The organism is Streptomyces sp. 1-11 (assembly GCF_007176755.1).
Classification (GTDB): Bacteria; Actinomycetota; Actinomycetes; order Streptomycetales; family Streptomycetaceae; genus Streptomyces.
The window spans coordinates 29,569-42,917 of record NZ_BJTV01000021.1; the positions used below are offsets into that span (position 1 = coordinate 29,569).

At 74.0% G+C, this 13,349-nt stretch carries 14 protein-coding genes; 2 read left to right on the forward strand and 12 right to left on the reverse strand.

The genetic code is table 11. The annotated features are described in order from the left end of the window. Positions 1-38: 38 nt before the first annotated feature. Entirely contained in the window at positions 39-1,952 is a 1,914-nt protein-coding gene (locus TNCT1_RS31865) for a hypothetical protein (RefSeq protein ID WP_143639082.1), read from the reverse strand. Between the two features lie 49 nt (positions 1,953-2,001). Further along, positions 2,002-2,520 (reverse strand): tetratricopeptide repeat protein, encoded by a 519-nt coding sequence (locus TNCT1_RS31870; RefSeq protein WP_235903014.1) that lies wholly within the window; start codon positions 2,518-2,520, stop codon positions 2,002-2,004. Positions 2,521-2,638: 118 nt separating this feature from the next. Between TNCT1_RS31870 and TNCT1_RS31875 the strand changes: the two genes are divergently transcribed. Then, positions 2,639-3,034: a hypothetical protein gene (locus tag TNCT1_RS31875; protein ID WP_174266521.1), complete on the forward strand. Its 396-nt coding sequence runs from the start codon at positions 2,639-2,641 to the stop codon at positions 3,032-3,034. Between the two features lie 80 nt (positions 3,035-3,114). Here the strand turns inward: TNCT1_RS31875 and TNCT1_RS31880 are convergent, their stop codons facing one another. The 9 genes from TNCT1_RS31880 to TNCT1_RS31915 all read right to left on the reverse strand — a co-directional run bounded on the left by TNCT1_RS31880 (position 3,115) and on the right by TNCT1_RS31915 (position 11,507). After that, the gene (locus tag TNCT1_RS31880) at positions 3,115-4,692 is read right to left on the reverse strand and encodes a DUF1996 domain-containing protein (protein ID WP_143639086.1); all 1,578 of its coding nucleotides are present in this window, start codon (positions 4,690-4,692) and stop codon (positions 3,115-3,117) included. 175 nt (positions 4,693-4,867) lie between these two features. Next, complete coding sequence (locus tag TNCT1_RS31885) at positions 4,868-5,521, reverse strand: response regulator transcription factor (protein WP_143639088.1); 654 nt, start codon at positions 5,519-5,521, stop codon at positions 4,868-4,870. Beyond that, positions 5,506-6,777, reverse strand: coding sequence for a sensor histidine kinase (locus TNCT1_RS31890; RefSeq protein WP_143639090.1), 1,272 nt, complete (start codon positions 6,775-6,777; stop codon positions 5,506-5,508). Before TNCT1_RS31890 ends, TNCT1_RS31885 begins: the two co-directional genes overlap by 16 nt. 52 nt (positions 6,778-6,829) lie before the next feature. Further along, complete coding sequence (locus tag TNCT1_RS31895; protein ID WP_174266522.1) at positions 6,830-7,855, reverse strand: NAD-dependent epimerase/dehydratase family protein; 1,026 nt, start codon at positions 7,853-7,855, stop codon at positions 6,830-6,832. A gap of 66 nt (positions 7,856-7,921) precedes the next feature. Continuing rightward, positions 7,922-8,503, reverse strand: a complete 582-nt coding sequence (locus TNCT1_RS31900; protein WP_143639092.1) for a winged helix-turn-helix domain-containing protein — start codon at positions 8,501-8,503, stop codon at positions 7,922-7,924. 117 nt (positions 8,504-8,620) lie between these two features. Next, positions 8,621-8,743 carry a hypothetical protein gene (locus tag TNCT1_RS36750; RefSeq protein WP_268894189.1) on the reverse strand — a complete coding sequence of 41 codons (123 nt, stop codon included), beginning with the start codon at positions 8,741-8,743 and terminating at the stop codon, positions 8,621-8,623. 128 nt (positions 8,744-8,871) lie between these two features. Beyond that, a complete protein-coding gene (gene glnII / locus TNCT1_RS31905) occupies positions 8,872-9,903 on the reverse strand; it encodes a glutamine synthetase (RefSeq protein WP_143639094.1) in 1,032 nt (343 codons plus the stop codon). 371 nt (positions 9,904-10,274) lie between these two features. Then, a complete protein-coding gene (locus tag TNCT1_RS31910) occupies positions 10,275-11,018 on the reverse strand; it encodes a hypothetical protein (protein WP_143639096.1) in 744 nt (247 codons plus the stop codon). A gap of 120 nt (positions 11,019-11,138) precedes the next feature. Continuing rightward, on the reverse strand, positions 11,139-11,507 hold the full coding sequence (locus tag TNCT1_RS31915) for an arsenate reductase family protein (protein WP_143639098.1): 369 nt from the start codon (positions 11,505-11,507) through the stop codon (positions 11,139-11,141). A gap of 258 nt (positions 11,508-11,765) precedes the next feature. On the opposite strand from TNCT1_RS31915, the gene TNCT1_RS31920 reads away from it, so the two are divergent. Then, positions 11,766-12,080 (forward strand): hypothetical protein, encoded by a 315-nt coding sequence (locus TNCT1_RS31920; protein WP_143639100.1) that lies wholly within the window; start codon positions 11,766-11,768, stop codon positions 12,078-12,080. 45 nt (positions 12,081-12,125) lie between these two features. Here TNCT1_RS31920 and TNCT1_RS31925 read toward each other — a convergent pair whose 3' ends face one another. Then, on the reverse strand, positions 12,126-13,307 hold the full coding sequence (locus tag TNCT1_RS31925) for a winged helix DNA-binding domain-containing protein (protein WP_143639207.1): 1,182 nt from the start codon (positions 13,305-13,307) through the stop codon (positions 12,126-12,128). Positions 13,308-13,349: the final 42 nt, after the last annotated feature.

The following is a 13,349-nucleotide window of genomic DNA, read 5'->3' on the forward strand; positions in this document are numbered from 1 at the left end:
TTGTTGACGCCACTGTCAACTAGGATCGGCGACAGACCCTAGCGTAGTCCGCCGATCGTCCGGCCGTCCTTCAGGGACCCCGACAGATCGGCCCGCGCCCCCTGCCCGGCCTTGACCGCCAGCAGCGGCCCCTGACCGGCCGCGGTGATCCCGCCGCTCGCCCGGATCCCGGTGACGTCCGGGCCGCCCGCGGCCAGCAGGTACCAGTCCCCGGTCCTGGCCTTCCACAGCACCCCGGCCAGCACCTGCGGATCGCGCGGACCGCAGGCCGCGACATCGGCGCCCTTGGCGACCACCGCACCGGAGGTCCGGCCCGGCGTCCGGAACTGCGCCAGCACCGCCGTGCCGCCGCCGCGCCAGGTCTCCGCCCTGGTGCACGCCCAGCGGCCCGCACCGCTCCCGTCGGGCAGCGACTGCTCGGCGAACGCCCAGGCGTTGACGCCGCGCACCCCCGCCGAACGCTCCGTCGCCAGCGAGCAGGCGAACGGCGCCCAGGCCTGCAGCCCCTCCGCCCCGGCCGCCTCTGCGGTGGCCCCCGGGCGCCCGGCGGTGAGATGGGCGGGCACCAGCTCGCCGAGATCGGTGTGGAGCTGGTCGCCCGAGGCGCCGGTCAGCTGGAGCACGTTCCACGAGGTGCAGTCGCCGGTCCGCAGGGCGGGGCTGGCCAGCGGCGCGGTGACGCCGTCGGTGAGGGGCAGCGGCGTCGGGGACGCGTCCGGTTTCATCAGGTCGCGCTGAGCGGCCGCGCTCACCCAAGGGGCCGTCAGGTAACGCACGTTGCCGTCGGAGCGGCCCAGCACCAGCGCGCTCGCCTCGGTGCCGGTCGCGCCGTCGACCCGGGCGAAGTCCAGCGCCGCGCCCGCCGTGCCGTCCCTCGGCTCGGCGTACCGGGTGATGCGCAGACCGTCGTAGAGGATCACCACACGGGCGCTGTCCACGTCGCCCGCGTAGAGGAGCTGGGGCGGGCCCGCCGGTCCGCCGGTCTGGGTCCCCGGCGTCGCCGAGACGCGGACCGTGTCGCCGGGCCGGGCCCAGACGGCGAGGGCCCGGCGCAGCAGCGCCCGGTCGCCGGTGAGCGTGCCGCGCGCCGGCCACACCGAGAAGTCGGTGCGGGCGGAGGACTTCCACGCGGCCGGGGCGATCCGGACCAGCCTGCCGGGGTCCAGCGCGGCTCGGGCGGCCGGGTTCTGGGCGTAGCTGGGCGCGGCGGCGCCGTCCGGGCCCCAGCCGTCACCCGGCAGGGTGACCAGCGCCCCGCACACCGCGAGCGCGGCCGCCGCGGCGAGCGCCGCCTTGGCGTGCTGGCGGCGGCGCACCAGGTCGGTGGGCCTGGCCTGCAGCGAGCAGGGGTCGAACTCCGGGGAGCGGAGCAGGGCGTCCTGCACGGGCACCCCGTTGGCCTCGGCCAGCGCGGCCTCGGGCCGGACGACCCCGGCGGACGTGAGGATCCCGCGGACACCGGAGTCCGGCAGCCGCTCGAGGCCGCGCAGCACGTAGGCGGCGCGGGCCGGCGCGGACAGGGCGGACAGCCGCTGGTCCAGGGCGAGTTCGTCGGCCCCGCCGGAGCGCGGGAACAGCCGCAGCCCCCACACCCGGGGGAGCAGCGGCGGGAGCTGCGCCCGGCGCGGCCGGCCCCGGCGGGTCCGGGTCGCCGCCAGCGCGGTGCGCACGACCTCCTGCCGGACGAACGCGTACCCCGGGTCGCCGTCCCGGCCCGCGGACTGGGCCGGGATCACGGACTTCCGCCGGCGGCCGCGGGGCAGGGCGCGCTGGGCGAGGGAGTGTGCCGTCAGCACCCGGCGGCCGCGGTGCAGGTCGGGCGGCAGGATCAGGTAGGCGAGCCGGACCAGCCGCGGGTAGTGCTCGACCAGAGCGGCCTCGGCCTGGTCCACGCCGATGCCGGGACCGGCGGCGGTGGTTGTGTGACGCTGGGCTACATCCTGTGACTGCACATCCCGGTGAACGACTGAGCCTTCGCCAGGTCACCGCCGGGCGGGCGGCTCAGTCCTCCGGTTCGACCAGCAGGCGGGCGTAGCGGGCCATCGACCGCTGGTAGCGGGGCAGATGCGGGGCGAGGGCGCCGAGCACCAGGGCAAGGCCCTCGCGGTCCCGGCCCAGGCTGGACAGGCACAGCGCCAGACAGGCCCGTACCGCGTCGTCCAACTCGTCCGACGGGGCGTCCAGTTCGGGGGTGAGCAGGGCGACGCCCTCCTCCGCCCGGCCGACGTTGCGCAGGGAGCTGGAGAGCTGGATCCGCGCCCGGCGGCCCTTGTAGCCGTCCAGGCCGCGCGCCAGCGCCTCCCGGTACAGCGGCACCGCGCGGTCCGAGTGGCCGGTGGAGTCCCAGGCGCAGGCCTGCTCGAACGGGCCCAGCGCGCTGCCCTCGGGCAGCTCGGCGACCAGCTTGCCGATCAGGTCGCGGAACTCCTGCGCGCGCTCCTCCGGGTAGTCGTCGAAGGAGGCCCAGGCGGCGGTCACACGGTCTTCCCAGTCTTGGTCCACCGGGTCACCCTCGCACACCCGTGCCCGTCGCCACACGGAATTGAGCGCACCGGGCCCCGTGGCCGTATCCGTTGGGCGGGGTCCCGTACCGGTGCCCCCGCGCGGCATGCTGGGGCGTACCAGGACCGGAGGAACGATGAGGGTGACACGTGCGGTGCTCGGCGCCGCGGCCGTACTGGCGCTGGCGGGCTGCGGCGCGGACGGCGAGGGCGGCGAGAAGGTGCCGCCCACCGCGACCGGCAGCCTGGAGAGCCTGGCCGCGGAGGTGCGGTGCAAGCCGAACATGCAGACCGACGCCGACGAGATCCGCCAGGCCATCTGCCGCAACGGCGACGGCAGGTTCGTCCTCGCCACCTTCGCCACCGACCGCGGCCAGCGCGAGTGGATCAACGACGCCAAGGACTACGGCGGTTACTACCTCGTCGGGCGCAAGTGGGTCGCCGTCGGCGACGACGGCGTGGTCGAGGCGCTGCGCGGCACGCTCGGCGGCGACGTGGAGATCGGCACGGACCACCACGCGCACAGCGGCTGATCCGCGGTCGCGGACACGGCGAAGGCCGGTGGCGGGAGGGACCCGCCACCGGCCTTCTTCCGTCCGCGCGTCTCAGCGGATCACGCGCAGTTCTGGCCGCGGTTGACGCAGTTCGCGATCTTGTTGGCCAGCCCGCCGGTCGTGACGCTGATGAAGTCGTCGTGGTCGGTGGCCGGCTTGTGCAGCTGCTCGGGGAAGCCGTCCACCGCGTAGGCGTTCTTCACCTGGCCGTTCTGCACGGTCGGCGGGGTGATGTTGTACACCAGGCGCATCGTGAGCTGCGGAATGGCCTTGAAGCCGTTCTGGCAGTTGCCGTTCGCGTCGGCGAAGGCCACGTGCGTGCGGTGGTTGGCGCTGTCGACGTTCTGCCCGTCCCAGCAGCTCTGGAAGGCGAACGTGCGCACCACCTTGCTGCCCTGCGGGCAGATCGGGTACTGCGTGGTGAGCTGCACCTTGTTCTCGAAGCCGGTGCAGCTCCAGTGCGCGTTGGCGTTGGCCAGGCCGTTGGTGGTGGTCTTGGCGTCACCGGTGATGATCCGCAGGAACTGCGGCATCGCGACGACCTTGCCGGTGGGGCTGCCCACGTACTTGATCTGGGCCTGGGCCGGCACCAGGATCTTGCCGACGTTGCCCTCCTTGCCGCCGCCGTCCGCGTTCTGGTCGAAATCCTGCGAACCGTCCTGGACGCGGACCACCGGCCAGTAGTACGACGACAGGTCGTTCTTGTTCTGGCAGCTCGTGCCGCCCTGCAGGAAGGTGTTGTTGCTGGAGAACGCGTTGACCTTCTGGTTGCCGACGTAGTCGTGCAGGTGGTGGGCGCCGTTGGTCACGCCGGGCGCCACGATCACGTTGTCGGTGTTGTGGTTCTTGTTGGCGTTCACGCCGCAGCGCGTGGTGAACGTGCCGGTCGACGCGTTGCGGGACTTGCGGGGCTTGGCCTGCACGTTCGCCTGGACCTTGGTGATGTCGACGAAGTCGGCCGCGGCCGGGCCGTTGCCGGCCTGCCCGCCGTTGTTCTGCTGCTGGCCGCCGTTCTGCTGGCCGCCCTGTTGCTGCCCGCCCTGCTGCTGACCACCCTGTTGTTGGCCGCCGTTCTGCTGACCGCCCTGCTGTTGGCCGCCCTGCTGCTGACCGCCTTGCTGCTGGCCGCCGTTCTGCTGCTGCCCGCCGGTGGTCTGGTCGGCGTTCTGCGCCGTGCAGTTGGCCAGGGTGTCCAGGTCGCCGGGCGCGGTGCCGCCGACCCGGGTGATCTCCAGCCTGATCCGGTCCAGGATCGCCTTCCGCCGGTCCTTGAGCGGCTGCAGGATGGAGTTCTGGACGAAGCTCGCGTCCTGGGCCTGCGCGTCCCGCGTGGTCGCCAGACGCTGGTAGGCGTCGGTGATCTGGCGGTCGAGGTTGGACAGCTCCCCGGCCACCTCGCCCCGGGCCTGGTTCGGCACGTTGGTCAGTCTCTGGCCCACGTCCGGACACGAGATCGTCGAGACCTGCGCCGTGGCTGCCTTGGTCCGGTTGCCTCCCCACGACTGGTTGCCCGACTCGTGCGCCGAGGCGTAGAAGTTCGCCCAGATCAGCCCGCCCCCACCGAGCGCTAGGGCCGCCGATGCGGCAATGGCCTTGGTGGCCAGCGGCGTACGGCGTTTTCGTGTGTTGCGTCCCATGGAACTCCTCTGACTTCCTTGCGGGGCAGCATCGAGGCGCCCGACAGGAGTGAAGCGGCGCCCTTCCATACGGACGCCGCTCCCGAGGTGTTCAGCCGTCTCACGAATCAGTCGCGGGAACGCCTGCCGCCAGGGGCCTCAAATGCCCCTTGAACAGCGGTAGTTGAATTTCGCTTCAGCGGCCGCGGTCGAGGTACGCCAGCACCGCCAGCACGCGCCGATTGTCGTCGTCCGACACCTCGAGGCCCAGTTTGGTGAAGATGTTGGAGGTGTGCTTGGCGATGGCCCGTTCCGTCACCACGAGCTGCCCGGCGATCGCCGCGTTCGAGCGGCCCTGCGCCATCAGCTCCAGCACCTCCAGCTCGCGCGGGGTCAGACGACCGAGCGGCCGGTCGTCCGCCGCCCGCCGTGACAGCAGCTGCTGGATCACCTGCGGGTCCATCGCGGTGCCCCCGGCCGCCACCCGCCGTACCGCGTCCACGAACTGGTCGGCGTCGAACACCCGGTCCTTCAGCAGATAGCCCACCGCGCCGCTGCCGTCGGCCAGCAGCTCCCGCGCGTACAACTGCTCGACGTGCTGGGACAGGACCAGCACCGGCAGCCCGGGCCGCTGCCGCCGGGCCCGCAGCGCGCACTGCAGGCCCTCGTCGGTGTGCGTGGGCGGCAGCCGGACGTCCACGACGGCCACGTCCGGCTTCAGCTCCGTCAGCGCGCGGTCGAGTTCGGGGCCGGACTCGACGGCCGCCACGATCTCGAAGTCGTAGGCCTCCAGCAGCCGGACCAGCCCGTCGCGCAGCAGGAAGAGGTCTTCGGCTAGGACAACGCGCACGGAAGCTCCATGGTCACCAGGGTGGGACCGCCGGCGGGGCTGCTGACGGCCAGGACGCCGTCGAATGTACCGAGCCGCCGTTCCACCCCGGCCAGACCGGAGCCCGCGCCGATCACCGCGCCGCCCCCGCCGTTGTCGGTGACCGTGATCCGCAGCATCCCGTCGGCGTGGTGCAGGTCCACCCACAGCCGGTCGGCGCCGGAGTGCTTGACGGCGTTGGTGAGCACCTCGCTGACCGCGAAGTAGGCGGCCGACTCCACCGGCGCGTCCGCCCGGCCGGGCAGCTCCACGCTCACCTCGCCCGGCAGCGGCAGCCGCAGCACCAGCGCCCGTACCGCGTCCCCGAGTCCGCGCTCGGCCAGCACCGGCGGGTGGATGCCCCGGACCAGGTCGCGCAGCTCCTCCAGGGCGTCCGCGGAGTTGCGGCGGGCCTGGGACAGCAGCCGCCTGGCCTGCGCCGGGTCCTTGTCGAGCAGCATCTCGACGGTCCCCAGGTCCATGCCCATGGCGACCAGCCGCGCCTGGGCGCCGTCGTGCAGGTCCCGTTCGATGCGCCGCAGTTCGGCGGCGGAGGTGTCCACGGCGTCGCGCCGGGTCGCGGTCAGCACCCTTACCCGCTCGGCGAGTTCGCCCCGGTCCGCGCCGAGGACGGCGCGGGTGAGACGGAAGTGCGCGGTCAGCAGGCGCGGCGGGAAGCGGAGGGCTGCGACCAGCAGGACCGCGGCGACGGCCGCGGCGCCGAGCGCGGTCGGCCCGCCGGTGACCGGCACGAAGCCGTACCAGTACGTCCCGCCGTCCGCCAGCACCCGCCACAGCCCCGCGGCCACCGCGAAGCCCTCCAGCGGGTAGAAGCACAGCACCGCGGGCAGCAGCGCCGTGACGAAGCCCGCCGTCATGTCCACCGGCAGCCACAGCAGGTCCCGCCGCACCTGCCGGTCGCCGAGCATCGTGAAGGTGCGCGTCCACGGCTTGGCGCCGGCGGGCACGCTCCGGTACGCCGAAGGGATGCAGACCCCGCCCCACTCGGCCGCGAGCCTGCGCCTGACGTCCGCCACGTCCCGCACCCCGCCGAGGATCCAGGGGGTGGTGACGAGGCCGACGCCGATCGGTATGAGCGCGAGGGAGACAAGGGTCAGCGTGAGGCACAGCACCGTGACGGGCAGGGCCGCCACGGCCAGGACGAAGCCCCGTACGGCGGCGAGTGCAGCGTCGCGTGCCCGCGCGCGCACCGTGCCGCCCTTCGTGTCGGTAGTCATGCGGTCAGTCTGGCCGACCCCCGCGCGGCGGTCACTGGCCCGAAGCCCCCGGTCAGGGGGTGGTGCCAGGTACACCCCGGGCCGCGGCGAGCACCCGGGCCTCCACCTCGGGAGCGACGCCCTTGAAGCTCCGGTCGGGCCGCTGCGGCGCCGTGCCCCCGATCGAGGTCAGCCACCGCCAGGTGTCCGCGACGGTCTCGCCCACGGGCCGGCACTCCAGCCCCGTGGCCAGGGCCCGGGAGACGTCCGAGCGGTGCACGGCGTCGTACATCTCGCTGTCCGGCGGCACCCACACCGGCAGCCCGGTCCACGGCTCGACGCCGGCGTCCAGGATCGGCCGCGGGTCCGTCCAGCACAGTTCCGCGTCCGCGCCGGTCGCCCGGACGCAGGCCTCGAGCAGCTCGCCCATGGTGGTCGTACCCGGCGGCCCGACCAGGTCGTACGGGCCGCTCAGCCCCCGCTCCAGCGCGCCGAGCAGCCAGCCGGCGAGGTCGCGCGCGTCGATGTACTGCACGGTCAGGCCGCGCGGCCCCGGCGCCAGGACCTGCCCGCCGCGGGCGATCCGGTTCAGCCACCAGGGCAGCCGGCCCACGTTCTCGTACGGGCCGAGGATCAGCCCGGCCCGGACCAGCAGCGAGTCACCGGCGCCGAAGGCCGCCACGGCCGCGAGTTCGCCGCCCCGCTTGTCCCGGGCGTAGTCCGCCGTCCCCGCGTCGGCGGCGGCGCCCTCGACCAGCGGGGCGTCCTCACGGGCCCCCGGCGGCCAGGGCCAGGCGTACACGGACCGGCTGGAGACGTACGCGTACCGGCCGGCGCGGCCGCGCAGCAGACGCGCCGCCTCCAGGACCGCGCGGGGCGCCGCCGACCAGGTGTCGACCACCGCGTCCCAGGAGCCGTCGTCCCCGGCGAGGGTGTCGAGCCCGCCGGGCGCGGTGCGGTCGCCGTGCAGCGACCGCACCCCCTGCGGCGGCGCGTGCCGCCCCCGGTGGAAGACGGTCACCTCCCAGCCGCGGGCGAGCGCGGCCTCCACGACGGTCCTGCCCACGAACTCCGTACCGCCCAGCACCAGAAGTCTCATACCGGTGAGCGTGACCGGTGCGGCCCGGGGAGGGAAGGGCCGTCTGCCGAGGGCAGAGGGCCCGGCTCAGTCCCCGGTCGGCGGGGTGTACTTGTAGCCGACCCGGCGCACCGTCTGGATCGCGCGGCGGTGCCGTTCGCCCAGCTTGCGGCGGAGCCGGGCGATGTGGACGTCGACGGTCCGGCCGTCGCCGACGTGGCCGTAGCCCCAGACGGTGGTCACGAGCTGGTCGCGGGTGTGCACCCGGTTCGGGTTGGCCACGAGGTGGGCGAGCAGCTCGAACTCCAGGTAGGTGAGGTCGAGTTCGCGGCCGTCGACGCTGACGGTGCGCTGCACCGGGTCGATCCGCACCAGCGGGTCGCCGTCCGCTCCGGCCGCCGCGCCGGGGCCGCCCGGCACCGCGGCCGGCAGGAAGGGCGGCCGCTGGTCGGCCGGGACCAGCACCAGGTAGCCGACCATCGGGGGCTGCCCGGGGAGGGCGGGCACGGTGTGCTGCGGCGCGGGCAGCCAGGTGGCGCCCGGCGGCAGGAAGTCCGCGACGTCCACCACCTCGTCCCGGTCGACGGCCCGCAAACGGTGGCGGGAGCCGCTCTGGGCGGGGGCGGGGGCGGGGAGGGTGGCGGTGGAGAGGGAACGAGTGGTCGCCATGAGAGGTCAGCTCTTTCGCGCGAGGAGTTCGTCGGAAGGTGCGGCGGCCGCGATTCGTGGTCGGGCGCGCCGGGACGTACGTCGTTCCGCGCTGGCCGAAGGCCGGGGTGTACGGCTTTAGAGGGCCCGCGCGTTCGCCGCGCGGCAACACACCCGGTCGAAGTCGTGGTGCTGACGGGAGGGCCAGAACGGCTCGAGGTCGTGGCGACCCGTCGCGGTGCGGTTCTGGAAGCTGGCCATGGGCCCATTGAAGCAGATACGTGCCCCCGGCAGGACCCTTCTCTCACAGCTTGGACGCCCGCCCGCCCCCGGGACGCCGCAGGGGCGCCCGCCGTCCTGGCGGGCGCCCCCCGGGCGAGCGGCGCGGATCAGACCTGGCCGGCCTTCTCCAGCGCGGAGCAGCAGGTGTCCACCAGCAGACGGGTCACCACGTACGGGTCGACGTTGGCGTTCGGGCGGCGGTCCTCGATGTAGCCCTTGCCGTCCTTCTCGACCTGCCACGGGATGCGCACCGAGGCGCCGCGGTCCGAGACGCCGTAGGAGTACTCGTTCCACGGGGCGGTCTCGTGCAGGCCGGTGAGGCGGTCGTCGATGCCGGCGCCGTAGTTCTTCACGTGGTCCAGCGGCTTGGAGCCCTCGCCGAGCGACTCGCAGGCGGTGATGATCGCGTCGTAGCCCTCGCGCATCGCCCTGGTGGAGAAGTTGGTGTGCGCGCCGGCGCCGTTCCAGTCGCCCTTGACCGGCTTGGGGTCAAGGGTCGCGGAGACGCCGAAGTCCTCGGCGGTGCGGTACAGCAGCCAGCGGGCCACCCACAGCTGGTCGGAGACCTCCAGCGGGGCGAGCGGGCCGACCTGGAACTCCCACTGGCCCGGCATGACCTCGGCGTTGATGCCGGAGATGCCCAGGCCCGCCTTCAGGCAGTTGTCCAGGTGGGCCTCGACGACGTCACGGCCGAAGATCTCGTCGGCGCCGACACCGCAGTAGTAGCCGCCCTGCGGGGCCGGGAAGCCGTTCTCGGGGAAGCCGAGCGGGCGGGTGCCGTCGAAGAAGGTGTACTCCTGCTCGATGCCGAAGATCGGTTCCTGTGCGGCGAACCGCCCGGCGACCTCGGCCAGCGCGGCACGGGTGTTGGACCTGTGCGGGGTGAGGTCGATGTTCAGGACCTCGCACAGCACGAGGATGTCGTCGCCGCCGCGGATCGGGTCGGGGCAGCAGAAGACCGGCTTGAGCACGAGGTCCGAGGCGTGGCCCTCGGCCTGGTTGGTGGAGGAGCCGTCGAAGCCCCAGACCGGCAGCGCCCCGAGGCCGGCGGGAGCACCCGTGATGATCTTCGTCTTGGAACGCAGCTTGGCCGTCGGCTCGGTGCCGTCGATCCAGATGTACTCAGCCTTGAAGGTCACGGGGCCACATCCTCCGGGGTGGTCGGTCGCACTCGCGGGTGCCGGCGGCGCTGCGGCACCGGTGCGCCGCCTCGATCTGCCCGGCAGCCTGTCAACAGGCGATTTCCCGGCCGTTGCCCGTATGTGAACCGCGTGTTACCTGGCCGTTCTGTGTCCGGACTCACGCGGTGGCGCGGCGCGCGGTTGCGTACGACGGCCGCCGGCGCAACGGGCGGCGGACCGCGCGGCACCGGGGCCGGGCCGGGTACGCCGCCTGTTCCTCCTGCACCCGGCCGGCTGTCGCGCCGGGTACGAGGCGGCGTACCTGTTCCCTGCCCGGCCGGTGCCGTCGCGGCCCGCGCCCCGCCGGCCGGCGTCTCACCGGCCGGGGCTCACCCCACCTTCTCGATCACCGCGCGGCGGATGAGGAACTTGCCCGGCTCCCGCACCTGTTCGAAGGCGGCGTTGTTCAGCAGCGCGCAACTCCCGGACACCGAGGTGACCTTGACGGTCGTGGACTTGTTGTTGTCCAGGTTGGTGACCTTCAGGGTCGTGCCGGCCGGGAACTGGTTGCTGGAAGCGGCCGGGGCGCCGCCCTCGCCGGAGAGCGTCACGGTCGAGCCCGCGCAGACCTGCCGGCCGGCGGCCGCGCCGCCGGCGGCCCCGTTCCCGCCGGCCGCCGGGGGCGAGGGCTGCGCGGACTGCTGCGCCCCGCCGGCCTGGGCGCCGGCGCCCTGCTGGGCGTTGCCCTGCGAAGCGTTGCCCTGCGAAGCGTTGCCCTGCTGGCCGCCCTGCGCCGCCTGGGAGCCCTGAGCCGACTCCCCAACGGTGCATCCGGCGGCCTTCTGCTGGACCTCGATCTGTCTGACGACCGCCTCGCGGTTGGCGATCCGGGCCGTCGACTGCGCGTCCGGGTTGGCCTTCTGGTCCGCGATGAACCGGTCGTTGTTGCCGTGGGCCGTGGCCAGCCCCTGGCACACCGTGGAGTCCCCGGCGGACAGCGTCCGGGCGTTCTGCGGACTCTGTGCGGCGTTCGAGGTGGACGCCAGCGCGAAGGCCCCGCCGCCCGCCACCGCCGCGGCGCCGGCGAGCAGCGCGAGCTTCTTCTTCGTGCTGAGAGTTCTCCTGCGCGACATGCGCGCCTCCTGAAGAGGTAGGGGAGCGTACGCCGCTATGTACGAGATCCCGAACAGGGTTGCTCAGCGGTCACCGGTGTTCGTCCGGGTAACCTGCGTCACAGCACGGTCGGGCGCCGCTCAGCCCTTGCCCCGGGACACCGCCTCGCGCACGGCCTCCTCGGTGCGGGCCACCAGGGCGGTGCCGTCGTCCGCCGTGATGATCGGGCGCTGGATCAGCTTCGGGTGCTCGGCGAGGGCGGTGATCCACCGGTCCCGCGTGCTCCCGTCCCGCGCCCAGTCCTTGAGGCCCAGCTCCTTCGCGGCGGCCTCCTGGGTGCGGGTGATGTCCCACGGCTCGAGCCCGAGCCGGCCGAGCACGGCCCTGATCTCGTCCTCGCTCGGCACGTCCTCCAGGTAGCGGCGGACGGTGTAGTCGGCCCCCTCGGCGTCGAGCAGGCCGAGGGCGCCGCGGCACTTCGAACAGGCCGGGTTGATCCAGATCTCCATGCGGCACACCGTACGCGCAACCCGCCCCGCGCCCGCGTCACGGCCGGGCCCGGGCGACCGGTCTGTTCGATTTTCCCGAGCCCCGTCCGCCTCATCCGGAACTGCCGTGACTGACCGCCAACTACACCTTCCACCTGGGAGTTTGACGGATACTCGGGCCGCCCGAATGTCAGTGCCCGGCGGTAGACTGGAAGCAGTGTTCGAGGGAATCGCCGGAGGCCTTCCGGCGGACGCCCCGACCGCGACAGGAGGATGCCCGTGCCCGCTGCCGCCCTGAAGTCCAAGCCGCTGCCGACCCAGTCCACCGCCAAGCGCGCCGTCCGGCTCGACTCGCCCTACGTGCCGATGGAGAAGCGTCCGCTGCCGGCCGGGCGGCCGCGCGAGTGGTACGTCACCCACAACCGGCGCCTGAAGGCCATGCGCCTCGCCATAGCCCTGCTCGACACCGGCGTCTACCTGCCCGGCCAGGCCCACGACGAGACGATCCGCAGCACCGCCGAGCGGATCGGCGTGCACCCGCCGTCGGCCACCACGTGCCACATGGTGCGGGCGCTGATGCGTTACACCCGGTGAGAACCGGCGCCGGGTGCCCCGGGCCCGCCCGGGGCACCCGGACCGTCAGGCCGACAGCTCCCGCTCCAGCGGGGTGCGGAACCTCGGGGTGACCCGCGTCGCCCCCAGCCATCCCCGCAGCCGCTCCGCCTCGGCCGCCACCGCCGGCTCCGCCTCCCGGCGCACGCCCGCGTCCGGGATCCGCCAGACGACCGAGCCGTCCGCGCGCTGGGCCCAGCCGCCCACCACCCGGCCGTTCCACCACACCGTCGGACCCACGTTGCCGCTGCGGTCGAACAGCTCCGGGCGCAGCCCCTCGGGCAGGTACCAGTCGCGCCGCTGCCAGGCCATGGCCGTCGGGTCCAGCGCCGGCAGCAGGGCCGCCCAGAGCCGGCCGGGAGCCGCCACCGGGTCCGCGTCACCGGCCGCCACGAACCCCGTGCCCTCCTCCAGGATGACCTCGTGCGCGCCGGTCGCGGCCAGGGCGCGGCGCACCTCCGTCACCCGCCAGCCCGTCCACCACTTCAGGTCCGCCTCCGTCGCAGGCCCGCAGGCCCGCAGCCAGCGCTCCAGCAGGGCGGCCTGGGCCCGCGCCGGATCCAGCTCCGGGTGCGGCGGCGCCGGCGCCCAGCGGAACTGGCCGGACGTCCAGGAGCCGAGCGGGCGGCCTCTGACCACCTTGCCCTCCACCCCGAGCACGCGCAGCAGGCGCGAGGACACCGTGTGGACGCCCTCGTAGCTCTTGCCCGCCGCGTACACGAACCGCTCGCGCAGCCGGGGCTCGTCCGCCGTCAGCTCCGCCGCCGTCGCCTGGCCGCGCCGGGCCAGCGCCGCCAGCGTGGACGCCTCGACCGCCGCCAGCCAGGCCGCGTCCGGCGCGCCCGCCCCGGCCATGTCCTTGACCAGCGAGGCGCGTTCCCGCGCGGCCACGGTGAGACCCGTGGAGGCGTGCACGACGGCGGTCAGCTCCGTGGGGAACACGAACACGGTGTGCCGCATGCCGTGCATACGGACGAGCGTGCGGTCGTCGTACAGCGCGCGTTCCGTCTCCGGCACCGCCTTCGCCGCGTCGGCGAGCCGCGCCGCCACCGCCAGGTACACCGTCGCCGGGTCCGAGCCGTGCAGGGCCACCAGGGCGTCGGCCACCTCCTCGGGCGCCGCCGCCCGCGCCGTGCCCGCGAGACGGTGACGCAGCGCCAGCCGCGCCCGCCGCTCCTGCGTACCGATGCGCCGCCGTACGCCACCCATGCCGACCTCCCCGTCGCTCACCGTGCCCCAAGCATCGCCGAC

Coding starts and splice junctions, on each gene's coding strand:
- TNCT1_RS31890 (WP_143639090.1), bottom strand. CDS start 6,777: ATGACTACCGACACGAAGGGCGGCACGGTGCGCGCGCGGGCACGCGAC.
- TNCT1_RS31925 (WP_143639207.1), bottom strand. CDS start 13,307: ATGGGTGGCGTACGGCGGCGCATCGGTACGCAGGAGCGGCGGGCGCGG.
- TNCT1_RS31880 (WP_143639086.1), bottom strand. CDS start 4,692: ATGGGACGCAACACACGAAAACGCCGTACGCCGCTGGCCACCAAGGCC.
- TNCT1_RS36750 (WP_268894189.1), bottom strand. CDS start 8,743: ATGGCCAGCTTCCAGAACCGCACCGCGACGGGTCGCCACGACCTCGAG.
- TNCT1_RS31895 (WP_174266522.1), bottom strand. CDS start 7,855: ATGAGACTTCTGGTGCTGGGCGGTACGGAGTTCGTGGGCAGGACCGTC.
- TNCT1_RS31875 (WP_174266521.1), top strand. CDS start 2,639: ATGAGGGTGACACGTGCGGTGCTCGGCGCCGCGGCCGTACTGGCGCTG.
- TNCT1_RS31900 (WP_143639092.1), bottom strand. CDS start 8,503: ATGGCGACCACTCGTTCCCTCTCCACCGCCACCCTCCCCGCCCCCGCC.
- TNCT1_RS31915 (WP_143639098.1), bottom strand. CDS start 11,507: ATGGAGATCTGGATCAACCCGGCCTGTTCGAAGTGCCGCGGCGCCCTC.
- TNCT1_RS31910 (WP_143639096.1), bottom strand. CDS start 11,018: ATGTCGCGCAGGAGAACTCTCAGCACGAAGAAGAAGCTCGCGCTGCTC.